The organism is uncultured Polaribacter sp. (assembly GCF_947497125.1).
Lineage (GTDB): Bacteria > Bacteroidota > Bacteroidia > Flavobacteriales > Flavobacteriaceae > Polaribacter.
On sequence record NZ_CANMFI010000001.1, the window covers coordinates 1 to 21385 of the forward strand.

Annotated in this window: 22 protein-coding genes and 2 tRNA genes; 11 read left to right on the plus strand and 13 right to left on the minus strand. The window is 29.5% G+C overall.

Features of this window, described 5'->3' with window-relative positions; translation table 11 throughout:
• The first annotated feature begins 133 nt into the window (after positions 1 to 133).
• Both porQ and cmk read left to right on the plus strand, forming a co-directional pair.
• The gene (gene porQ / locus Q0678_RS00005) at positions 134 to 1162 is read left to right on the plus strand and encodes a type IX secretion system protein PorQ (RefSeq protein WP_299052195.1); all 1029 of its coding nucleotides are present in this window, start codon (positions 134 to 136) and stop codon (positions 1160 to 1162) included.
• Positions 1162 to 1851, plus strand: coding sequence for a (d)CMP kinase (cmk, locus tag Q0678_RS00010; protein WP_299052197.1), 690 nt, complete (start codon positions 1162 to 1164; stop codon positions 1849 to 1851). The genes porQ and cmk overlap by 1 nt, the downstream gene beginning before the upstream one ends.
• Before the next feature lie 190 nt (positions 1852 to 2041).
• Here the strand turns inward: cmk and Q0678_RS00015 are convergent, their stop codons facing one another.
• On the minus strand, positions 2042 to 2671 hold the full coding sequence (locus tag Q0678_RS00015) for a 7-carboxy-7-deazaguanine synthase QueE (protein WP_299052200.1): 630 nt from the start codon (positions 2669 to 2671) through the stop codon (positions 2042 to 2044).
• 289 nt (positions 2672 to 2960) lie between these two features.
• Here Q0678_RS00015 and rpsA point away from each other — a divergent pair, with 289 nt between their 5' ends.
• Both rpsA and glmM read left to right on the plus strand, forming a co-directional pair.
• Positions 2961 to 4784, plus strand: a complete 1824-nt coding sequence (rpsA, locus tag Q0678_RS00020) for a 30S ribosomal protein S1 (protein ID WP_299052202.1) — start codon at positions 2961 to 2963, stop codon at positions 4782 to 4784.
• A gap of 418 nt (positions 4785 to 5202) precedes the next feature.
• Positions 5203 to 6594 (plus strand): phosphoglucosamine mutase, encoded by a 1392-nt coding sequence (gene glmM / locus Q0678_RS00025; protein WP_299052204.1) that lies wholly within the window; start codon positions 5203 to 5205, stop codon positions 6592 to 6594.
• Positions 6595 to 6623: 29 nt separating this feature from the next.
• On the opposite strand, the gene Q0678_RS00030 is transcribed toward glmM, so the two are convergent.
• On the minus strand, positions 6624 to 7514 hold the full coding sequence (locus tag Q0678_RS00030) for a lysophospholipid acyltransferase family protein (protein WP_299052206.1): 891 nt from the start codon (positions 7512 to 7514) through the stop codon (positions 6624 to 6626).
• A gap of 87 nt (positions 7515 to 7601) precedes the next feature.
• On the opposite strand from Q0678_RS00030, the gene Q0678_RS00035 reads away from it, so the two are divergent.
• Positions 7602 to 8255 carry a rhomboid family intramembrane serine protease gene (locus tag Q0678_RS00035; protein WP_299052208.1) on the plus strand — a complete coding sequence of 218 codons (654 nt, stop codon included), beginning with the start codon at positions 7602 to 7604 and terminating at the stop codon, positions 8253 to 8255.
• A gap of 36 nt (positions 8256 to 8291) precedes the next feature.
• On the opposite strand, the gene Q0678_RS00040 is transcribed toward Q0678_RS00035, so the two are convergent.
• The 3 genes from Q0678_RS00040 to Q0678_RS00050 all read right to left on the minus strand — a co-directional run bounded on the left by Q0678_RS00040 (position 8292) and on the right by Q0678_RS00050 (position 9099).
• Positions 8292 to 8364 (minus strand) — tRNA-Gly (locus Q0678_RS00040).
• Positions 8365 to 8427: 63 nt separating this feature from the next.
• A complete protein-coding gene (locus Q0678_RS00045; protein ID WP_299052210.1) occupies positions 8428 to 8874 on the minus strand; it encodes a GNAT family N-acetyltransferase in 447 nt (148 codons plus the stop codon).
• Between the two features lie 151 nt (positions 8875 to 9025).
• Positions 9026 to 9099, minus strand: a tRNA-Met gene (locus Q0678_RS00050).
• 110 nt (positions 9100 to 9209) lie between these two features.
• Between Q0678_RS00050 and Q0678_RS00055 the strand changes: the two genes are divergently transcribed.
• Both Q0678_RS00055 and Q0678_RS00060 read left to right on the plus strand, forming a co-directional pair.
• Positions 9210 to 9590, plus strand: a complete 381-nt coding sequence (locus Q0678_RS00055) for an START-like domain-containing protein (protein WP_299052212.1) — start codon at positions 9210 to 9212, stop codon at positions 9588 to 9590.
• 99 nt (positions 9591 to 9689) lie between these two features.
• Entirely contained in the window at positions 9690 to 10523 is an 834-nt protein-coding gene (locus tag Q0678_RS00060) for an aminotransferase class IV (protein ID WP_299052214.1), read from the plus strand.
• Here the strand turns inward: Q0678_RS00060 and Q0678_RS00065 are convergent.
• The 5 genes from Q0678_RS00065 to Q0678_RS00085 all read right to left on the minus strand — a co-directional run bounded on the left by Q0678_RS00065 (position 10520) and on the right by Q0678_RS00085 (position 15010).
• A complete protein-coding gene (locus Q0678_RS00065; protein WP_299052216.1) occupies positions 10520 to 11068 on the minus strand; it encodes a YqgE/AlgH family protein in 549 nt (182 codons plus the stop codon). The two genes, Q0678_RS00060 and Q0678_RS00065, sit on opposite strands and share 4 nt — an antisense overlap.
• A 97-nt stretch (positions 11069 to 11165) precedes the next feature.
• Complete coding sequence (locus tag Q0678_RS00070) at positions 11166 to 11438, minus strand: HU family DNA-binding protein (RefSeq protein ID WP_299052218.1); 273 nt, start codon at positions 11436 to 11438, stop codon at positions 11166 to 11168.
• 187 nt (positions 11439 to 11625) lie between these two features.
• The gene (gene fmt / locus Q0678_RS00075; protein WP_299052220.1) at positions 11626 to 12579 is read right to left on the minus strand and encodes a methionyl-tRNA formyltransferase; all 954 of its coding nucleotides are present in this window, start codon (positions 12577 to 12579) and stop codon (positions 11626 to 11628) included.
• A complete protein-coding gene (locus Q0678_RS00080; RefSeq protein WP_299052222.1) occupies positions 12576 to 14471 on the minus strand; it encodes an ATP-dependent DNA helicase RecQ in 1896 nt (631 codons plus the stop codon). Before Q0678_RS00080 ends, fmt begins: the two co-directional genes overlap by 4 nt.
• The gene (locus Q0678_RS00085) at positions 14468 to 15010 is read right to left on the minus strand and encodes an ATP-binding protein (protein ID WP_299052224.1); all 543 of its coding nucleotides are present in this window, start codon (positions 15008 to 15010) and stop codon (positions 14468 to 14470) included. The genes Q0678_RS00080 and Q0678_RS00085 overlap by 4 nt, the downstream gene beginning before the upstream one ends.
• Before the next feature lie 91 nt (positions 15011 to 15101).
• Here Q0678_RS00085 and Q0678_RS00090 point away from each other — a divergent pair, with 91 nt between their 5' ends.
• Genes Q0678_RS00090 through Q0678_RS00105 form a run of 4 tightly spaced genes read left to right on the plus strand, consistent with a single transcriptional unit; the run spans position 15102 to position 19216 of the window.
• Entirely contained in the window at positions 15102 to 15383 is a 282-nt protein-coding gene (locus Q0678_RS00090; protein WP_299052226.1) for a DUF493 family protein, read from the plus strand.
• Between the two features lie 8 nt (positions 15384 to 15391).
• Positions 15392 to 17029 carry a peptidylprolyl isomerase gene (locus Q0678_RS00095; protein ID WP_299052228.1) on the plus strand — a complete coding sequence of 546 codons (1638 nt, stop codon included), beginning with the start codon at positions 15392 to 15394 and terminating at the stop codon, positions 17027 to 17029.
• Entirely contained in the window at positions 17026 to 17871 is an 846-nt protein-coding gene (locus Q0678_RS00100) for a hypothetical protein (protein WP_299052230.1), read from the plus strand. Before Q0678_RS00095 ends, Q0678_RS00100 begins: the two co-directional genes overlap by 4 nt.
• Complete coding sequence (locus Q0678_RS00105; RefSeq protein WP_299052232.1) at positions 17837 to 19216, plus strand: peptidylprolyl isomerase; 1380 nt, start codon at positions 17837 to 17839, stop codon at positions 19214 to 19216. The genes Q0678_RS00100 and Q0678_RS00105 overlap by 35 nt, the downstream gene beginning before the upstream one ends.
• Positions 19217 to 19302: 86 nt before the next feature.
• Here the strand turns inward: Q0678_RS00105 and Q0678_RS00110 are convergent, their stop codons facing one another.
• Genes Q0678_RS00110 through Q0678_RS00120 form a run of 3 tightly spaced genes read right to left on the minus strand, consistent with a single transcriptional unit; the run spans position 19303 to position 21381 of the window.
• Positions 19303 to 19842: an RsmD family RNA methyltransferase gene (locus tag Q0678_RS00110; RefSeq protein WP_299052234.1), complete on the minus strand. Its 540-nt coding sequence runs from the start codon at positions 19840 to 19842 to the stop codon at positions 19303 to 19305.
• Positions 19839 to 20714, minus strand: a complete 876-nt coding sequence (locus Q0678_RS00115) for a DUF3822 family protein (RefSeq protein WP_299052236.1) — start codon at positions 20712 to 20714, stop codon at positions 19839 to 19841. Before Q0678_RS00115 ends, Q0678_RS00110 begins: the two co-directional genes overlap by 4 nt.
• Positions 20647 to 21381: a hypothetical protein gene (locus tag Q0678_RS00120; protein WP_299052238.1), complete on the minus strand. Its 735-nt coding sequence runs from the start codon at positions 21379 to 21381 to the stop codon at positions 20647 to 20649. The genes Q0678_RS00115 and Q0678_RS00120 overlap by 68 nt, the downstream gene beginning before the upstream one ends.
• Positions 21382 to 21385 lie beyond the last annotated feature (4 nt).

Genomic DNA, 21385 nt, shown 5'->3' on the forward strand with positions numbered 1-21385 from the left:
GCCGCCTTTCTTTATTACTGATCATTCAGTAACCTAAACCTCATATCTTAACGATATGAGGTTTTTTTATGTGTTTAGTGTAATAATAAATGTTATTTTCGTTCTAATTTTATAGACATTATTTAAATTTTTAATGAAACTCATATTATTTTCTTTTTTCATTCTATTATTATCCATTAACCAAACAAATGGTCAAGTTGGAGGTGAAAACATATATGAATTTTTAAACATTTCTACTTCGGCAAGACAAGTTGCTTTAGGAGGTGAAGTTTTAACACTTATAGACGATGTAAATCAACCTATTTGGAATCCTGCAACCATTAATAATGATCTAAATGGTTTGATTTCTGTTAATTATACTAGCTATTTAGCTGGTATTAATATTGGATCATTGTCATTTGCAAAAATGGTTTCCAGAAAATTTGGTATTCTACACGCTGGCATTAAGTACATTGATTATGGTTCTTTAATTGGTGCTGATATTCAAGGGAATGAAACAGGTAGTTTTAATGCCTCAGATATTGCTTTGTCTTTAGGGTATTCTTACAACATACCTTGGACAAATTTTTATATTGGGAGCAATTTGAGAGTTATAAATTCATCAATTTCAAATTTTTCTTCTTTCGGAATTTCTACAGATTTAGCTGTATTGTATAGTAGTCCCTTTAAACCATTTTCTATTACTTTGGTAGCAAGAAATATTGGTACACAAATTACTACTTTTGATGCTGTTCGTGAACAACTACCTTTTAAAATATCTTTAGGTGGTTCTTACCAATTAGAGCATGTGCCATTAAGATGGTATTTTACATTAGATAATTTACAAAAATGGAATCTTTCTGTACCAAATCCTTCTGAGCAGACGATAGATTTAAATGGTAATATAACAGAGAAAGAAGTTTCTTTTGCAAGCAATGCCTTTAGACACGTTGTTGTTGGTGGAGAGTTGTTTCCGGAAAGTGCTTTTAATTTACGTTTTGGTTATAATTTTAAAAGAGCGGCTGAGTTAAAGTTGCAGAATGTTAGAACTTTTAGTGGTATTTCTTTTGGCTTCGGACTTAAAATGAATAGGATAAAATTTAATTATGCATATTCTAAATTTCATTCTGCTGCTAATTCGAGTACTTTTAGTTTATTAATAGATTTAAATAAAAATGAATAATGAGTAAAAAAATAATAATAGCTATAGATGGATTTTCTTCTACAGGCAAAAGTACGATTGCAAAATTATTAGCAAAAAAGTATAATTATATTTATGTTGATACCGGTGCAATGTACAGAGCTGTAACACTTTTTGCGAAGAATAATAATTTTGTAGGTATTGATTTTTTATCTAAAGATAAACTTATTACTCACTTAAGTGACATTTCACTTTCCTTTAAATTTAATTCTAAATTGGGGTTTGCAGAAATGTATTTAAACGATAAAAATGTAGAAAAGGAGATTAGAACTTTAGAAGTTTCTCAATTAGTTAGTAAAGTTTCTGCAATTTCTGAAGTTCGAAAAAAATTGGTTGCAGAACAGCAATTAATGGGTAAAAGTAGTGGTATTGTTATGGATGGTAGAGATATTGGTACTGTTGTTTTTCCTAACGCTGAGTTAAAATTATTTATGACTGCTTCTGCAGATAAACGTGCAACCAGACGTTATAAAGAATTAATTGATAGAGGAGATAAAGTAGATTTTAAAGATATTTTATTTAATGTAGAAGAAAGAGATCGAATAGACTCTACTAGAGAAGATTCTCCTTTATTAGAAGCAGATGATGCAATTGGTTTTGATAATTCTGACATGGGAATACAAGAACAATTCGAAAGAATTTGTGCCTTGGTAGATAGAAGAATATCATAAGGTTATTCTTCTTTTTAGCCCAGATTGAAACGGCATCCTTTTTTTGATACAAGAGAAGTATTCAGAAAATTAATGAAAATAAATCTTTTTTAAGGTATTATTTTTAAAATGATGAGTCTAAAAAAAAAGATATAGTGAAAAGCTTGAAATAGCTTCAAATAAAACAAAATACTGAAATAAGTTTGGTGTTTTATGGGATATTTAAGTACTTGTGTGTTTGTAAAGAAATTTTCCATTTCGGATTTTTCATCACATAGTTTACAATTTCTTCGGTCATTTTTTCTTTTTTAGACCATTCTGGTTGTAAAAATAGTTTGCATTTTTTGCCTACTTTAGCGGCTTGTTCTTCAGCAAAATCAAAATCAGATTTATTATGAATAATCATTTTTAATTCATCTGCTTCTCTGTAAACTTCTTCTAAAGGTAATTTTGTTTTTTTAGGAGATAGGCAAAACCAATCCCATTTACCAGAAAAAGAATAGGCGCCAGAAGTTTCTATGTGTGTTTTTATATGGTTTTCTTGCAACAGATTTGTAATATAATCCATTGACCACATTAGCGGTTCTCCGCCTGTTATAACTACAGTATTTGCGTATTTTTTTACATTATTAACAATGGTATTTGCCATGGTTGGCGGGTGTAAATCGGCATTCCAACTTTCTTTAACATCGCACCAATGGCAGCCAACATCGCAACCACCAACTCTTATAAAATAAGCAGCGGTACCTGTATGTGCGCCTTCGCCCTGTATGGTGTAAAATTCTTCCATTAGCGGAAGCATGATTCCTTTGTTTACTAAGTCTTTTGTTTTTGTATCCATTGTATTTAAAATACGCCCTAAGGTATTAAAGTGCAAAGGTAGTTTTTTGATCTACAATTATACAATGAAACCAATATATTTCTGCTTTTTTATGTTGTTGAATTTACATATTATGTAAAAATAATTAGGACTAAAGTGCTATAAATCAAATCATTTTTGTAAGTTTGCACTCCTTTTTACGAGAACAGATTTATAAAAGGAATATTAGAAAATAAATTATAAAAACTACTCTTTGCGTTTTTATCGTTAAAAATCTGAAAAACAATAAGATACAAATTATTATTCAGAAATGTCTGAAGAAACAAAAAACACTGAAGAGCAGGTAGCTGCTACTGAAGTACAAGAAACAGCTACACCAGCTGTAGATCCAAAACAATTTTTAGCTGATTTTAACTGGCACAAATACGAACAAGGTATTGAAGCTGTTGATGAAGAAAAACTAGTAGCTTTTGAAAAAGCTTTAGAAGGTACTGTAGGTTTTGTAAATGAGCGTGATGTTATTGAAGGAACTGTAATTAGAATTACAGATAGAGATGCAATTATAGACATCAATTCTAAGTCTGAAGGAGTTATTTCTTTAAACGAATTTCGTTACAACCAAGCTTTAGCTGAAGGAGACAAAGTAGAAGTATTAGTTGATAAAAGAGAAGATTCTTCTGGTCAGTTAGTATTATCTCACAAAAAAGCAAGAGTTATTAAGGCATGGGAACGTGTTAATAATGCTCATGAAACTGGTGAAGTAGTAAACGGTTTTGTGAAGTGCAGAACAAGAGGTGGTATGATTGTAGATGTTTTTGGAATTGAAGCATTTTTACCAGGATCTCAAATTGATGTGAAGCCAATTAGAGATTACGATCAGTATGTAGAGAAAACAATGGAATTTAAAGTTGTTAAAATCAACCACGAATTTAAAAACGTTGTTGTATCTCATAAAGCTCTTATTGAAGCAGATATTGAATTACAGAAAAAAGAAATTATTGGCCAGTTAGAAAAAGGACAAGTATTAGAAGGTGTTGTTAAAAACATTACTTCTTACGGTGTCTTTGTAGATTTAGGTGGTGTTGATGGTTTAGTACATATTACAGATTTATCTTGGTCTAGAATTAACCACCCGAATGAGGTTGTTGAGTTAGATCAAAAATTAAACGTTGTAATTTTAGACTTTGATGATAACAAATCTAGAATTCAATTAGGTTTAAAACAATTATCTGCTCATCCATGGGAAGCTTTAAACACAGACTTAAAAGTTGGTGATAAAGTTAACGGAGAAGTAGTTGTTTTAGCAGATTATGGTGCATTTGTAGAAGTAGAACAAGGAGTAGAAGGGTTAATTCACGTTTCTGAAATGTCTTGGTCTACACATTTACGTTCTGCACAAGATTTCGTAAAAGTAGGTGATAAAGTTGAGGCGCAAGTGTTAACGTTAGATAGAGAAGACCGTAAAATGTCTTTAGGTATCAAACAATTACACCCAGATCCTTGGACAGATATTACTACTAAATACCCTGTAGGTTCTACACATACTGGTACTGTAAGAAATTACACTAACTTTGGTGTGTTTGTAGAATTAGAAGAAGGTATTGATGGTTTGGTTTATATCTCTGATCTTTCTTGGACTAAGAAAATTAAGCATCCTTCAGATTTTGTTACTGTTGGTGATAAATTAGAAGTACAAGTTTTAGAGTTAGATGTAGAAAACAGAAAACTAAACTTAGGACACAAACAAACACAGGAAAACCCTTGGGACGAGCATGAAGCTACTTATGCAATAGGTTCTAAACATGAAGGTACTGTTAAAGAAAAGAATGATAAAGGAGCAGTTGTAACTTTTGCTGATGGAGTAGAAGGTTTTGCACCAACAAGATTCTTAGAAAAAGAAGATGGTTCTAAATTAGAAAAAGGAGACAAAATCGAATTTGTAGTTTTAGAATTCTCTAAAGAATACAGAAGAGTTGTTGTTTCTCATACTTCTTTATTTAAAGAACAAGAAAAGAGAAATGTAAAAGTTGCTGTTAAAAAAGCGGCTGAAGCAGAAAAAACTACACTTGGAGACATTGGTGGTTTAGCAGCTCTTAAAGAGAAAATGGAAGCTGGAGCTAAAAAGAAAAAGTAATCTTTTGTACTGAACTCGATTCAGTATTTGATTATAATTTCTGCTTAGGCAAAAATCCATAATATTTAAAACCCGATACAATTTTGTATCGGGTTTTTTTATGCACTAAATTTATTTCAGTCTCTCATTTTTAATCAAACAGTAAATTACCATTTACAATAATAATAAGGGCGTTTCCCCGCAAAAAAAAGCGGGGTCAGGCTTTTTACTATATCTTTTTAAGTTTTCTCTATGTAATTTTTGCTAAAAATAAAAATCATTTCAAATGAAACTTAAAAAGGATGCCGTTTCAATCCTTAACGCAAAACGGCTAACACTATAAAACTTAATCTAAACTATTTACTACTTGCTAAATTACTTTAGAGACTCATATAATAAATTTATATTTGTTACTACAAAAAAAAAGAGATTAGAAAAGATGACATTAATAAAATCAATATCAGGAATTAGAGGAACTATCGGAGGTAAAACCGCCGATAATTTAACACCAATCGATGCAGTAAAATTTGCAGCTGCCTATGGAGCATTTATAAAAGAAAGAAATAAAGATAAGCAAGATATAAGAGTAGTAATTGGTAGAGATGCTCGTATTTCTGGTAAAATGATTTCTAGTTTGGTGGCAAATACTTTAGTTGGTTTAGGAATAGATGTGGTTGACTTAGGTTTATCTACAACACCAACAGTAGAAGTGGCGGTGCCTTTAGAAAAAGCAGATGGAGGAATTATTTTAACCGCATCTCACAATCCGAAACAATGGAATGCTTTAAAATTATTAAATGAAAAAGGTGAGTTTTTAAACGGAGCAGAAGGAGAAAAAATACTAGCCTTGGCAGAAAGTGAAGATTTCGAATTCGCAGCAGTAGATGATTTGGGAACGTATTCAAAAGACAATACCTATCTAGAAAAACACATACAAGAAGTTTTAAACTTAGAATTGGTAGATGTAGAGGCCATTAAAAAAGCAAATTTTAAAGTTGTGGTAGATGGCGTAAATTCTACTGGCGGAATTTTTATTCCTGCTTTGTTAAAAGAATTAAACGTAGCATGTGTAGAATTGTATTGTACACCAAATGGTGAGTTTCCTCACAATCCAGAGCCTTTAAAAGAACATTTAACCGATATTTCTGAACTGGTTGTTAAAGAAAAAGCAGATTTCGGAATTGTAGTTGACCCAGATGTAGATCGTTTGGCTTTAATTTCTGAAGATGGTTCTATGTTTGGCGAAGAATATACATTAGTAGCTTGTGCAGATTATGTTTTAGGAAAGTTAGGCGGTGGAAATACAGTTTCTAACTTATCTTCTTCAAGAGCATTAAGAGATGTAACCGAAAAACATGGTGGCACTTATACTGCATCTGCAGTTGGTGAAGTAAATGTGGTCATCAAAATGAAAGAAACAAATACGGTAATTGGTGGCGAAGGTAATGGCGGAATTATATATCCTGCATCTCATTATGGTAGAGATTCTTTAGTAGGTGTTGCGTTGTTTTTATCGCATTTAGCTACTAAAAAAATGTCTTGTAAGGCGTTAAGAGATTCTTATCCTAGCTATTTTATGAGTAAAAATAAAATACAGTTAACACCACAAATAGATGTTGACAAGATTTTAGAGACAATGGCTACAACTTACTCAAACGAAGATGTAAATACTATTGATGGTGTAAAAATAGATTTTGCAGATGAGTGGATTCATTTGCGAAAATCAAATACAGAGCCAATTATTAGAATTTATACAGAGGCTAAATCTCAACAAGCTGCAGATGATTTAGCAATTCGATTTATAGATGAAATTAAAGCGTTAATTGCTTAAAAATAATAAAATATCCAAAGAGTTTTAGTTTATTGAAACTCTTTGGGTACTTTATCTCTGTGTTTAAAACGCTTATGAGACCATAAGTATAATTCGGGTTGCTTTTTAATGTTTTCTTCCGTTAATAAAGTAAATTTATCTGTAATCTTATAATCTTCAAAGTCTTTTGGAGAATCGGTTAATAATTGAAATTCAACTTCATAATAACCTCTTTTTACTTTTTTAGCAACATAGTTAATTACAACAAAATCAAACTTTTTAGATAGCATTTCTGCACCAGTATGTACAGGTACTTTTATTTCAAAGAAATCTCTCCAATAATAGGTTTTATGTACTTGTGGAGATTGGTCACTTAACAAAATGTAGGCTCCTTGTTTTTTTTCTGAAACATTTTTTTGAATGGCTCTTACAGTATCTGAGGTTTTGTAGCCATTAATGCCAAATTTTTCTCTAGATTTTCTTACCCATTTTTCAAAATATTTATTTTGTAGTTTAGTGTAAGCACCATAAAGATCCATCTCTAACACCAAAGACATTCCTATAGACCATTCCCAATTTGCTTGATGCGCACCAACCAAGGCAATACTTCGTCCTTCATTTGCATATTTATTTACTAAATCTGCATTTTTGTATTTATATCTTTTCGAAATTTCTTTTTTAGAAATGGTAAACGCTTTTACACTTTCCATAATTAAATCTAAAAAGTGTTTAAAAAATTTCTTTGAAATTTCTTTAAGTTCTTTGTCCGTTTTTGTTGGAAAAGCAAGTTTTAAATTATCGAAGACTACTTTTTTTCTATATCCAACGACATAATACATTATTAGATATAAAAAATCTGATTTAATGTAAAGAATTCTCATAGGTAACCTAGAAAGTAACCAAATAATAGGGTAGGCTATGATATAGATAATTATGTTCATGAATAGTTTTTTAGGTCTACAAATATCGTATATAATTTTATAAACCAATAGTAATAGTTTGCTGTTTTTTAGTATGTTTGTTATATAATGAATACTATGAACCAAGCAGTTTTATTACTTATAATAGCAAATGTTTTAGTTTCTATGAAAGGTTTTAATGATTACTTTTTTTTAGATACATATAAATTTCAGGTAGGTAAAATAATATCTGGAGAAAAAATACGCACACTTACATCTGGTTTTTTACATGTAGATTGGATGCATTTAGGCTTTAATATGTATGCATTGTATCTTTTTGGGGGTATTGTTGCTAGTTTTTTAGGGATGGTTAATTTTGTTATTATTTATTTTGTTAGCCTGCTAGCAGGCAGTTTGTACTCTTTGTATTTTCATAAAAACGAACCTTATTACAGTGCTGTAGGTGCTTCTGGTGCTGTATCGGGTATTATTTATGCATCGATACTCTTATACCCAGCAATGGAGTTATATTTATTTTTTATACCCATTCCGATACCAGGTTATATTTTTGGAGTCGGTTATTTACTGTATTCTATTTACGGCATGAAAAAACAATTAGGTAACATTGGGCACTCTGCACATTTAGGAGGAGCGATGGGTGGTTTTGCAATTACATTATTAATAAGTCCGTCTTTATTTACAACAAATAGAATATTGGTAATATCTTTAGGAGTTGTTATTATGATGCTCTTACTTTTTGGCAATCAATTAAAAAAGCTATAAAATAAAAAAGCCTTATTATTTCTAATAAGGCTTTTGAGCGAAAGACCAGGTTCGAACTGGCGACATTCAGCTTGGAAGGCTGACGCTCTACCAACTGAGCTACTTTCGCGTGGTAAAGAGCTGCAAATATAATATGTTTTTTGAGTTTGACAATTATTTTTTAATCAAAAAATTAATAAAAATTTTTATCATCTCTTAATACTTTTAAGAAGTGAAATCCATAGATATTATAGCCTTCGTTATAATAAAATTTATGAGATTGTGGATTGCTAACATAGGCATTTAATTCAATAGCCTCGCAACCTTTGGTTTGTACGTGTTGGTCTATCCAACTAAAAAACTGTTTACCAATACCTTTGCCTCTTAAACTCTCATCAATAATTACATGATCTGGTTCTGCAGATTTACCAATATAATGCCTTGTAGAGTACCAAAGACCAGCAATACCGGCTAATTGATTATCAATATATAGACCAACACATTCGTAGTTTTGTAGTGTAGACATTTCTAAGACACGTTCTGTTAAAATATTTTTAGGTGTTTTTGTATTTAGCTTACCAAGTAGTGGTAGTATGGTAAGAATATCTTCTTGTGCAATAATTTTAATTAGAGTTTCCATTTGTTTGATTTTTACAAGTAAAATAGGGTGTTTTATATCGTTATAAAATGATCAAATAAAAAGTTGAATCACTTTGTAAAAATAATATTATCAGTCAATTATCCTATTCATTTAAATAAAAAAATCTCAAACAAATGTTTGAGATTTTTAGTAGCGAGAACGGGATTTGAACCCGTGACCTCAGGGTTATGAATCCTGCGCTCTAACCAACTGAGCTACCTCGCCATTGGTTTTGAGGCTGCAAATATAATTGAATTTTACAAACTAGCAAGTGCTGTTTTTAATTTTTTTTAAATAGAATTAATACCTATATTGCCTCCTTAAGAAAAAAAATAATGAATAAAGTAAAGTTCGAATTAGAAATTCCTATTCACGCATCACCACACATGTTGTATCAGTATATTTCATCACCTTCTAATTTACAAGAATGGTTTGCAGATAAAGTTAATTCTAGAGGAAAAGAATATAGTTTTATTTGGGAAGGAGAAGAAGAGAAGGCCGAGTTGATAACCAAAAAAGCAGATGATAGAATTCGTTTTAAATGGTTAGAAAGCGAAGACGATGATAGTTATTTTGAAATTAAAATTCAAGTAGATGCATTAACAAAAGATGTTTCTTTAATTGTAACAGATTTTGCTGAAGAAGATGAAGTGGAAGAATCTAAACAATTATGGGAAAATCAGATAGATGAATTAAGACACACAATAGGTGCTTAATTTTATTGCTTTTTATGATAACAAAACCCAACATTAATGTTGGGTTTTTTGTGCTATAAATTTAAAATACATTAATTTTGCAGTTCTAAAATATCAAGCATGATTAACTTTAATGGCGAGCTTTTATCTCAAGAAAATATACAAATAACTACTCAGAATAGAGCTTACAAATACGGAGACGCTATTTTTGAAACTATAAAGGTATTGCCAAGCAAAGTTGTTTTTTGGGAAGATCATTATTTTAGGTTAATGGCTTCTATGCGAATGTTACGTATGAAAATACCGCTAAGTTTTACTTTAGAGTTTTTAGAACAACAAATTTTACAAACTGTTGCAACACAAGAACAAGCCAGTGCTTATAGAGTTCGGTTAAATGTTTTTAGAAAAGATGGTGGGTTGTATTTGCCAGAAACAAATACAGTTGACTATTCTATGGAAGCAGCGCCTTTAGTACATAAGACAAAAGAAAGTTATTCTTTAGATGTTTATAAAGATTTTTACAATTATTCGGGTCTTTTGTCAACTATAAAAACCAATAATAGAATGTTAAATACTTTGGCAAGTATTTTTGCAGAGGAAAATGAGGTAGATAACTGTATCCTTTTAAATGAAAAGAAAGGTGTAGTAGAAGCTACTAATGGCAATATCTTTATGGTGAAAGGGTCCGTCATAAAAACACCTGCACTTACAGAAGGATGTATCAAAGGGATTGTAAGAAATAAAGTTATAGATATTATTTTAAAAAACAACCAATATACATTAGAAGAAACAACCATTTCTCCTTTTGAAATTCAGAAAGCTGATGAAGTTTTTATTACCAATGCAATTATTGGTATTCAACCGGTAACTAGTTATAAAAAAACTACTTTTAAAACGATAGTTGGTAAAAAAATGGCAAGTAATTTATCTGTTCTACAGATAACAAGTGCTTAGTTTTGATTAAAATCACTTGGTGCATTTGCCCAAAGTTTATAATCACCTCCTTTTTCTAATAATTTATTTTTCCATAAATTTTTATCATCTAGAGATAAAATATTTTCAAAATTATTATTTTCTAAGAACCACGAATTTTCATTCATTTCTTTTTCTAACTGTTGTTTTTCCCATCCAGAATAGCCCAAGAAAAAGCGGATGTCAGATTCTTTTAGACTGTTATTGTTTAATAATTCTTTAAGAGATTCAAAGTTTCCTCCCCAGTAAATTCCATCAGAAACCTCAATACTTTCAGAAATTATTTCGGGTTGGTTGTGTATAAAGTATAAGTTATCTTGTTCTACAGGTCCACCTTGATATACTGAGAAATTACAATTTATTTCTGGTATTAAATCATTGATAGTATATTTTAAGGGTCTGTTAAGAATAAAGCCAACCGCATTTTTTTTTGTAAATTCTGTAAGTAATACGATTGTTCTATTAAAAGAGGTATCATTTAATATCGTTGGCTCTGCAATTAATAATTTTCCTTTTGCTGGTTTCAAATTTTGATTTTAATATAGGTATCTAAATGTACTAAAAATTTTAACAAAAAAAAACTCTCTTTAAAAAAGAGAGTTTGTATACTTAATAAAGTAAGTTTTAGTTTACAGCTTCGCTTAAACCAGCACCTGCTTTAAATTTTGCTACATTTTTAGCAGCAATTTGAATAGTTTTACCAGTTTGAGGGTTTCTTCCTGCTCTAGCAGCTCTGTTAGAAACAGAAAACGTACCAAAACCAACTAAAGCAACTTTGTTACCACCTTTTAAAGCAGAAGTTACATTACCTGTAAAAGATTCTAATGCTGCCTTAGCTGCTACTTTAGAAATTCCTGCATCAGCAGCCATTGCATCGATTAAATCTGACTTGTTCATAATAAATTGTTTTTTTTAAATTAAATAATATTTTTTTGCCTTATAGCTTAACAAATATAGTAGGATTAAGGCCTTGTGCAAATTTGGACCCCATAAAAACCACTTTTTGTTGATAAAATGAGTTAAATTGTTAATAACGACAGTAAAAAAAGTGTAATTAATCTAAAAATCTGTAAAAACCTTACTATTAGAGGCTTTGCAAGACTTTTGCATCTTCAGTAAATTGATAGCCATTTAAAAGGCTTTGAGCATCCATTTTTTTCTTACCAGAAAGTTTAATTTCATCAATAATTATAAAACCTTCTTTAACTGCAATTTTTAATTCTTTTTTTGTGGCAATAATTTTTCCGATTGTTAAAGTATGCGATTCAAATACTTTTTTAACGGCATATACTTTTGCAGTAATTTCTTGTTCTCCATTCATAATTGTTGTCCAAGCTGCAGGAAAAGGGTTAAGCCCTCTAATTTTATTGTAAATGTTTTCTAAACTATCTGTAAAATCTATTTTACAGTTATCTGTATTTAGTTTATAAGCAGTTTTTTCTTCTAAATTTGGTTGTTTGGTAGTTGTTATTTTATCTTTAGTTATTAAGTCTACTGTTTTTAAAACAAGATCTGCACCAAGATGCATTAGTTTATCATGTAAAGTACCAACAGTTTCCTCTTTTAGAATAGCTATTTTTTCCTGTAAAATAATTTCTCCAGTATCAATTTTATCATCAATAAAAAAGGTGGTTACACCTGTTTCTGTTTCTCCATTTATTATTGCCCAATGTATGGGTGCTGCTCCTCTATATTCTGGTAATAGAGAGGCGTGTAAATTAAAGGTGCCTTTTTTTGGCATCTGCCAAACTGTTTTGGGTAACATTCTAAAAGCAACTACTATTTGTAAGTCTGCATTTAATTTTTTTAACTCAGTATTAAAGTCTACGTTTTTTAAGTTAGTAGGCTGTAGTATGTTTAAACCATTGGCTGATGCATATTTTTTTACAGCAGATTCATTTAATTTTCTTCCTCTACCAGCAGGTTTGTCTGGTGCGGTAATAACCCCAACAACATTGTAATTATGATCTATTAGGTTTTTTAAAATAGTAACCGCAAAATCTGGTGTACCCATAAAAACGATTCGTAAGTCTTTCATAATTTATTATTTAATTGGTATCTATTTAAATGATTGATTGCAATTTTATTTTCTATTAGCAACTCTTGCAAATGTATTAAAATGTCTTTTTCGTTTGCGGTAATTTGGTTGCAAATTTCTGAAGATGACAAATGATTTTCTTTTAAAAGAAGAAGAATTTTATTAGCTATGTTTTTAGTGTTTTTATTTTTTTCTGAGATACAAACATCGCAAATGCCACAATTTTCTTTTTTATTTTCATTAAAATAATTTAAAATCTGCAAACTTCTACAAATAGTGGCAGTTTGTAAATAATGAATCATGTCATCAGATTTTTGTTTCTTTTGCTTTACCAGCTGCTTTATTTCTTTTGCAAACCTATTAATCGTATAATCATCTTCTCTTGGTAAAAGAAATCTAATTTGTGCTTCATTATTTATAGAATTATAGATAACAATTTCATCTTTTTGCAAACGTTGTAAATTTGCTATTACAATTTTTGTTGTTAGTCCTGTTTTTTTAGCGATAAAAAATTCGTCAATATTAACTTCATTTTCAAATATACCAGCATAGGTTCTTAATAGCGTATTGGTAAATTTCTTTAAAATATTATTTTTATCAAGATAATTTAAAACGGTTCTACTGCTTACAGTAAATTGAAGTGTTGCTTTTTTATTATAATTGTTTTCAATTTCAACTATTCCATTATTTACCAATATTTTAATAGCGGTATCTACTTTTATTGAAGGAATTTTATTTTTTTTAGAAAACTCTAAAAGGTTAAATAAGTAAGATTCTGTTGGTTGTTCGCCAAATGAAATTCTGTAAGATTGACAAATCTTCTTATAAATCTCTTTTACTTCTTTTACGTTAATTTCTGTTTGATGCAATCGATCTTTGTACAACAGAATGTCTGATTGGTTATATAGCAATACTGCAAATGATTTTTCATTGTTTCTACCAGCTCTTCCTGCTTCTTGTAGGTAGTTTTCTATACTGCTCGGGATGTCTAAATGTATAACCAAACCAACATTGGCTTTATCGATACCCATACCAAAAGCATTGGTTGCTACCATAATGGGTGTTTTTTCTGTTAGCCAATTGCTAAAAGAACTATTTTTTTCTTCCGTAGAAAGACCTGCATGATAAAAAGAACTATTGTAGTTGTTGGTATTTAAAAAAGAGGCTATCTGAGTAGTTTTGTTTCTAGAATTTACATAAACAATGGCAGGTTTTTGGGTTTTCTTAAATATTTGTAGCAGTCTTTGTAATTTATCTTCAACGTTAAATATTTGGTAAGCTAGATTGTCTCTAAAAAAAGACTTTTTAAATAAAACAGGACTTTTTAAACTTAATGAAGTTGCAATGTCATCTAAAACTTTTTTATTTGCTGTTGCAGTTAATGCTATAAAATTTACCGTTGGATGTAACTCTTTAAGAAGATTAATATTTCTGTACGATGGTCTAAAATCATGACCCCATTCAGAAATACAATGCGCTTCATCAATAGCTATTAAATTGATGTTTAATTCTTTTATTTTTTGTTGAATAAAATAAGATTGAAGTCTTTCTGGTGATATGTATAAGAATTTAACACCCCCAAATTTAATATTATCAAAAAAGGATATTAATTCTTCTTGTGATGTGCCAGACTTTATAGTAACGGCCTTAATGCCTTTGTCGGTTAGGTTTTTTACCTGATCTTGCATTAATGCAATTAAGGGAGATATTACAAGGCAAACACCATTTTTTGCCAAAGCAGGTATTTGAAAACAAATAGATTTTCCGCCTCCTGTTGGTAGTAAAGTGATGACATCTTTGTCTTCTAATACAGCATTAATAATCTCTTCTTGTAGTGGTCTAAAACTATTATAATGCCAGTATTTTTTTAATATTTCTATTGATGAAATCATAGCTCGCAAGAGAGCGAATTAATAATAAAATTTGTTCTTTCTTGAATATTACCAAACGGAACATTGATTAAATTATACCCTAAACTCTTATAAGCTTTTTGTAAAAAAGTATCTATTATTTCTGTTTCTTCAAAAGATTCGTACCGTTCGTTATCAGTTGTATGAATTTCTTTCCATGGAGCAAAATGAAATACCTTGTCATAAGAATACAACTTGCTTTTGGTTAAAAAGGTTTCGGGGTATTTTGTTTTAAAATAATCCATGTAGGCATGAACATCAGGAATTCCTCTGTCAAAAAAAATAATGTTAGAATTTGCTTTTTTTGCCTCTAAATATTGCGCTTCTCTACCTTTTAAAAGTAGTTCACTAAAAAGTAGAGGTTCTGTTAAAAAAAGTTGATCTATACCTTGTTCTTTTGCTTCTAAAGTTACTTTTCTTGAGATTTCTGGCATGCACAAATAGTCTCTTTTTATTAACTCATCTAAAACCGAAGTTTTACCTGTTCCTGGTCCGCCAATTAATACTATTTTATGTTGCATCACACAAAAATAAATGATTCCATTAATAAAACTAATTTTTAATGTAATTTTGTGTAACTATTTTTAAGATTTTCTATAAAAAAAAAGAGATATGAGTATTGAAAATGATTTTTATACAAAGTTAAAGCTTCAGTTAGATGATACCACAACCTTTCCTGCAGATTATATGTACAAATTTATTGTGCCTTCTGATGGTAATCAAGTAGAAGAAGTAGCACAGATTTTTAATGATTCAGGCGCGGTCATCAACACAAAAAAATCTAAGACCGGAAAATATATTAGCCTTTCTATCGTATTAAAAGTAGCCAGTGCAGACAAAGTAATTTGGTATTATAAAAAAGCAGAAAAAATTAAAGGAATAATTTCATTATAATTAAAAATATGAAGAGCGTAGTTTTAGTAATTTTATTAGCTGTTTCATCAGTTGTGTATTCTCAAAATAAAGAGAAAGTTTTAGTGTCTATTGATGGTGAAAAAACAACCGTTTCTGAGTTTAAAAGAGTGTACGAGAAAAATTTAGATGCCATTGACAATGAAGCAGCCAAAAGTGTTGTTAATAATTTAGATTTATTTATCAATTATAAGTTAAAAGTAAGACAGGCTTACGATCTTAAATTAGATACGGTTAAAACATATATAAGAGAATTAGATACTTATAAAAAACAATTATCTACGCCTTATTTACAAGATACAACTTTTATAGATAAGCTTGTAAAAGAGGCATATTACAGAACAAAATTTGAAGTAAAAGCAAAACATATTTTGTTAAGAATACCAAGAGATGCATTGCCTAAAGATACAATAGTAATTTACAATAAAATTTTAAAATTACGAGAACGAATCTTAAATGGCGAAAAGTTTGAAACAATTGCAGCTCAATTCTCAGAAGATATTTCTGCAAAAGATGATGTAAGAACTGGTAGAAAAGGCAATGGTGGTAATTTAGGATATTTTTCTGCTTTTAGAATGGTTTATCCTTTCGAAGATGCAGCATATAAGACAAAGGTTAATGAAATTTCTATGCCCTTTAAAACCCAATTTGGTTATCATATTGTTAAAGTAGATGCTTTAAAAGAATCGCAAGGAGAAATAGAAGCAGCTCATATTTTAATTAGAGATACTTCTGCTGTTGGTAAAATTAAAATAGATTCCATTTATACTAAATTAAAGGCAGGTGAAGATTTTGAAACCTTGGCTACAAGTTTTTCAGAAGATCCAGGATCTAAAAGTAACGGAGGAAAATTAGGTAAATTTAGCACAGGTAGAATGGTAAAACCATTTGAAGATGCTGCTTTTGGCCTAAATAATATAAATGAATTTTCTAAGCCATTTAAAACAAACTTTGGTTGGCATATTGTAAAATTACTTAAAAAACACCCAATACAATCTTTTGAAGATATGAAGGTAGGTTTAAAGGCAAAAGTTAAAAAAAGCCCTAGAATGCAACTTTCTGATAAAGCAGTTATTAATAAACTTAAAAACCAATACAACATTGTTGAATTTGAGAAGGCTAAATTAATTTTGAATGATAAAAATATTAGAGCCATTCATAAAGATTCTTTACAAAATGTGCTGTTTAGTATTAATGATAAAAATATTACACAAGAAACATTTGTAAACTACATTAGAAACAGAAGGCATATTGCCGTTTTTACACTTTATAATAGTTTTAAAGATGCACAAATATTAACCTATTACAAAGAAAATCTTGTTAATACAGAACCAGATTATGCTGCTACTTTAAAAGAGTATGAAGATGGATTGTTATTGTTTGAGTTAATGCAAGATAAAATATGGTCTAAATCTTCTAAAGATACACTTGGTTTACAAACTTTTTTTGACAAGAATATTAAGAAATATAATTCTAACAGTCTAAAAGAAGTAAAAGGGCAAGTAATTAACGATTATCAAGATTTTTTAGAAAAAAATTGGATTGAAGACCTTAGAAAGAAGAGTACCATTAAAATTAATAAAAGAGAGTTAAAAAAAATAATTAAACATTACGGTAACGCTTTATGAGATATTTAGCTATTTATTGTTTTTTATTATCTTTTATTTCTTGTGATTTTTTTAAGCCCAAACAAGTAAAATCGTCTACCGATAAAATTGTTGCGTCTGTAAACAATGAAAATTTATACAGAAAAGATTTAGAAACTATTTTACCAGAAAACTTTGAAAAGCAAGACAGCATTGTACTTGTTAATAGTTTTATTAATAGTTGGGCAATTAAAAGACTTTTATTAGACAAAGCAAAAAATAATAGTACTCAAGAAAATTTAATTCAGATAGATAGATTGGTTAATGATTATAAAGAGAGTCTTTTAATTAACACTTATAAAGAGCAACTTGTTAAACAACAATTAGATACAGTTGTAAGTGAAGAAGAATTAGAAGCTTTTTACCATCAAAACAAAGAGAATTTTAAATTAAACGAAGAGTTAGTTAAAATAAAATATCTGCATGTAGACAATACGATACTAGAGAAAGACGAAATTATAAAACTCTTTAAATCGACTATAATTACTGATTTAGAACTATTAGAAAAAAAAGAGTTGAGTTTTAAATTTCATCATTTTAATGATTCTATTTGGTCTCAATTAGATAACGTTTTGTTAAAACTGCCTATTTCGAAGCAAAAACTGTTAAAAAAAACAAAATTCCTTCAAAAACAAGATTCAATAGGTTTATATTTGGTGGCTATAAAAGATGTTTTACCACGTAATTCTATTGCGCCGATAAGTTATATAACATCAACCATAAAACAGATGATTTTACATAAGCGTAAAATTGAATTAATACGAGAAATCGAAAAAATAATAGTAAAAGATGCAACACAGAATAACAATTTTAAAACATACTAAAGTATCAATCATTACCCTTCTTTTTAGCGTTATTAGTTGTGTTTCATTTGCACAGCAAACAAAGATAGACGGTGTTGCAGTTGTTATTGGTAAAAACATTGTTTTAGATTCTGATATCGAAAAATTTAAACAAGAGATTGTAGTAAGAAGTGAAGGTAAAATTACTATTACAGATTGCGAGATGTTAGAAGAATTAATGCAACAAAAATTAATGGCACACCATGCTGTAGTTGATAGTGTTACCGTGTCAGATGCAGAAATATCGGGAAGAGTAGATAGAAGTATCGATTATTTTACACAACAATATGGTTCTGTAGAAAAAGTGATTAAAGTATATGGCTTTAATGACTTGGCAGATTTTAAAAAGGAGTTGTCTACCGTACAAAAAGAGAATCTACTAATAGAAAAGGAACAAGAAAAAATCACAGAAAAAGTAGATGTTACTCCAGAAGAAGTTAGGTTATATTATGTTGGCTTAAAAGAAAAGGGAGAGTTGCCACAATTTCCTGCAGAGATAGAGTTGGCACAGATTGTTATAAAAGCAGTACCCTCAAAAGAAGAAACCGAAAAACTTTTGTCTAAGCTTAATGAGCTTAAAAGTGAAATAGAGCAGGGCGCTAGTTTTAGAATGAAAGCAATTATTAACTCAGACGACCCTGGTGTAACAAGTAACGGGGGTGAATATACCGTAACTAAAGAGTCTAGTTTTATAAAAGAATTTAAAGAAACAGCATTTACTTTAGATGTTGGTCAAGTATCTAAGCCTTTTAAATCTGAGTTCGGATACCATATTATGCAATTGCATAGTATTAAAGGAAACACTAGAGTTGCATCGCATATATTAATGCAACCAGATGTGTCTGAGCAAAAGTTAGCAGAGATTAAAGAAAAAGCAGAAAGTATTATTTTAGAAATTAGAGAAGGAAAAATTTCTTTTGAAGAAGCTGTTAAAAAATATTCTAATGATGATGAAACTAAAAATAGTGGTGGTTTAATAATTAACCCGTCTACTGGTGAGTCTAAATTTGATTTAACAAGAATGGATCCTGCTTTTTATGCACGTGTAAGTGACCTTAAAAAAGGAGAAATTACCGAGCCTTTTTACGATGAAGAAAGATCTGGAGATAAAATGTATAAGTTTATTTTGATGAGAGATAGAACAGATACTCATACAGCAGATATTATTGAAGATTATGTTAAAATTCAACAATTAGCACTACAGAAAAAGAAAGAAGAAACGATTACAAAATGGTCTAAAGAGAAAATTAAAGATACTTACATTAAGATAGGTAAAGATCATGGTAATTGTAGTTTTGATAAAAACTGGAAAAAAGAAGTACGTTAATTATTTTATAAATCAACGTTTTACTTTTAAACTATAAGCATATATTAAAAAACCGTAACTCATTTTATGAGTTACGGTTTTTAGTTTTAATTATTTTCGAAAAAACTAAAGACGTTTCCTCCATAGCGTTTGTCATAACTATGGTTTTTGTGATTAGAAAGATCTGTATGTTTAGAATGCTCTACAATTAATACGCCTTCTTCATTTAAAAGGCCTCTTTCAAACACAAGATCTACTATTTTTAAAAACTCACTTTCCTCAAAATCATAAGGCGGATCTGCAAAAATAACATCTACTTTTAAAGGCGTTTTTTCTAAAAATTTATAAACATCACTTTTAAATGTTTTTATTGGTAATTCTAACTGTTCTGCAGTTTGATTGATGAATTTTATACATCCGAAGTGCGCATCTACAGCATTGATGTCTTTAGTGCCTCTAGAAGCAAACTCATAACTAATATTACCAGTACCAGCAAAGAGGTCTATTACAGCAATATTATCAAAAAAGTAGGTGTTGTTTAAAATATTAAACAAAGACTCTTTTGCCATGTCTGTTGTAGGCCTTACAGGTAGGTTTTTAGGTGCAGATAAACGTCTGCTTTTGTGTTTTCCAGAAATTATTCTCATGTACCTAAAAGTATATAGTTAGTGTGTTTTGGTGTGTTTAGTTCTTTAAAAATAGGGTTGTTACTTTCTAAGAAGTTACAATCTCTAATATATTTGTATGCTATTTTATATAAGTCAGATTCTAATAAGATAGCGCCTGTAAAGTACACTTTTATTTTTTCTGTATCTATTTTTAGTTGCTCGAAAGAAAAAAGTAGATAATACATAAAGTCTTCTTTGGATAAAAAAGAAAACGAATTTGAAAAAATTAATTTTTTATGCTCGATAACAACCAAATCAAAATGATCTTTAGCAACATTTATGTAAGCTGTTTTTTCTTCTGATGTTGTGTTTTTTAGTAATTTTTGAATGTATACAGTTAAATGATGTTTGTACTCAAACTCACCAAAATTTTGATATAGATAGTTGTTTATATTTACATAAGGCACGTAAATATTTTTAGCTTCTATTGCCTCAATATCATCATAAGCAATAAAATCTGTTGCCAATGTTTTTATATTAAAATTTAAATAATCCTTGCAATTTTCTTCTTTAAAATACTTGTTAGGTACAATTGTAAATAAATGATTTTGGTAGATGGCATTTATAGAAGAAAAGTCTTTTTGTAAGTGAATTTCTGAGTTAAATATTTCTTCAACTTTTTTTAGTAATTCTTCTGGAGAACTTTGTTTTTCTTCGAAACTAAATTCAGAAAAATAGACATTTTCTTTCGTACTATTATCAGTAATACAAAAAGAAAATCCATTCAAACTAAATTGAATGGATAAATCTAAATCTTTTATGTTTTCTAAAAAACGAATTGTGTTATTCTTTTTTACCACTATCTTTTTTATCATAAAACGGTGGCCAGTTACCACCAGTTGTAACTTCATTTAAAGAACCTACAGAAACAAATTCTCCTTTAATTTGGTCAGTTGCGCCTGCTTCTAATTCTTGTTTAATTAAAGATGCATCCATTCCTTTTAAAATACTAGCTTTCTCTGTTTTTACAAAAAAAGTAGGTACTACTAAACCTTGTACTTTTTCTACAGATCCTACTTCTATATCAAACTCTTTACCAGGTACGCCAGGTACTTTAAACATTTCTTTGTAGTTGGTGCCTTTAAAATATTTTAATACTGGTTCATAGCCAATGGTATCTGTTTTTCTTTTTTCAACATCAACAATAATTCCACCACCTCTGTTTTCTTTTTCTACAATCGTTTTAGTTTCTGTTAAAGCTAATTTTGCAGTATCTATAAATCTAATTAAACCTGCTTTATCTTTAGTATAGTTTCCAGTAATTTCAAAATGTTTTACTTGTGCGTCTCTAATAATTTTTAAGTTATCAACTACTTTTGCATATTTAATTACTTTGTTTTTATTAAAGATAATTGGTTGCATAATACCGTAGTATATTTTGTATACTAAAAATACAGTTGCACCCAATAGTAATAAAGATGCTACCCATCTTAATTTTAATGGTAAATATTTTACGATAACAATTGCTAAAAGTACTGCAACTAGAACCGCTGCTAAAATCATTCCAAGTAATCCCATTTTT

What these genes read in the sequence shown, in the direction of transcription:
- porQ (WP_299052195.1), top strand. Translation starts at nt 134, where the DNA reads ATGAAACTCATATTATTTTCTTTTTTCATTCTATTATTATCCATTAAC.
- cmk (WP_299052197.1), top strand. Translation starts at nt 1,162, where the DNA reads ATGAGTAAAAAAATAATAATAGCTATAGATGGATTTTCTTCTACAGGC.
- Q0678_RS00015 (WP_299052200.1), bottom strand. Translation starts at nt 2,671, where the DNA reads ATGGATACAAAAACAAAAGACTTAGTAAACAAAGGAATCATGCTTCCG.
- rpsA (WP_299052202.1), top strand. Translation starts at nt 2,961, where the DNA reads ATGTCTGAAGAAACAAAAAACACTGAAGAGCAGGTAGCTGCTACTGAA.
- glmM (WP_299052204.1), top strand. Translation starts at nt 5,203, where the DNA reads ATGACATTAATAAAATCAATATCAGGAATTAGAGGAACTATCGGAGGT.
- Q0678_RS00030 (WP_299052206.1), bottom strand. Translation starts at nt 7,514, where the DNA reads ATGAACATAATTATCTATATCATAGCCTACCCTATTATTTGGTTACTT.
- Q0678_RS00035 (WP_299052208.1), top strand. Translation starts at nt 7,602, where the DNA reads ATGAATACTATGAACCAAGCAGTTTTATTACTTATAATAGCAAATGTT.
- Q0678_RS00045 (WP_299052210.1), bottom strand. Translation starts at nt 8,874, where the DNA reads ATGGAAACTCTAATTAAAATTATTGCACAAGAAGATATTCTTACCATA.
- Q0678_RS00055 (WP_299052212.1), top strand. Translation starts at nt 9,210, where the DNA reads ATGAATAAAGTAAAGTTCGAATTAGAAATTCCTATTCACGCATCACCA.
- Q0678_RS00060 (WP_299052214.1), top strand. Translation starts at nt 9,690, where the DNA reads ATGATTAACTTTAATGGCGAGCTTTTATCTCAAGAAAATATACAAATA.
- Q0678_RS00070 (WP_299052218.1), bottom strand. Translation starts at nt 11,438, where the DNA reads ATGAACAAGTCAGATTTAATCGATGCAATGGCTGCTGATGCAGGAATT.
- fmt (WP_299052220.1), bottom strand. Translation starts at nt 12,579, where the DNA reads ATGAAAGACTTACGAATCGTTTTTATGGGTACACCAGATTTTGCGGTT.
- Q0678_RS00080 (WP_299052222.1), bottom strand. Translation starts at nt 14,471, where the DNA reads ATGATTTCATCAATAGAAATATTAAAAAAATACTGGCATTATAATAGT.
- Q0678_RS00085 (WP_299052224.1), bottom strand. Translation starts at nt 15,010, where the DNA reads ATGCAACATAAAATAGTATTAATTGGCGGACCAGGAACAGGTAAAACT.
- Q0678_RS00090 (WP_299052226.1), top strand. Translation starts at nt 15,102, where the DNA reads ATGAGTATTGAAAATGATTTTTATACAAAGTTAAAGCTTCAGTTAGAT.
- Q0678_RS00095 (WP_299052228.1), top strand. Translation starts at nt 15,392, where the DNA reads ATGAAGAGCGTAGTTTTAGTAATTTTATTAGCTGTTTCATCAGTTGTG.
- Q0678_RS00100 (WP_299052230.1), top strand. Translation starts at nt 17,026, where the DNA reads ATGAGATATTTAGCTATTTATTGTTTTTTATTATCTTTTATTTCTTGT.
- Q0678_RS00105 (WP_299052232.1), top strand. Translation starts at nt 17,837, where the DNA reads ATGCAACACAGAATAACAATTTTAAAACATACTAAAGTATCAATCATT.
- Q0678_RS00110 (WP_299052234.1), bottom strand. Translation starts at nt 19,842, where the DNA reads ATGAGAATAATTTCTGGAAAACACAAAAGCAGACGTTTATCTGCACCT.
- Q0678_RS00115 (WP_299052236.1), bottom strand. Translation starts at nt 20,714, where the DNA reads ATGAAGTTACAACTGGTGGTAACTGGCCACCGTTTTATGATAAAAAAG.
- Q0678_RS00120 (WP_299052238.1), bottom strand. Translation starts at nt 21,381, where the DNA reads ATGGGATTACTTGGAATGATTTTAGCAGCGGTTCTAGTTGCAGTACTT.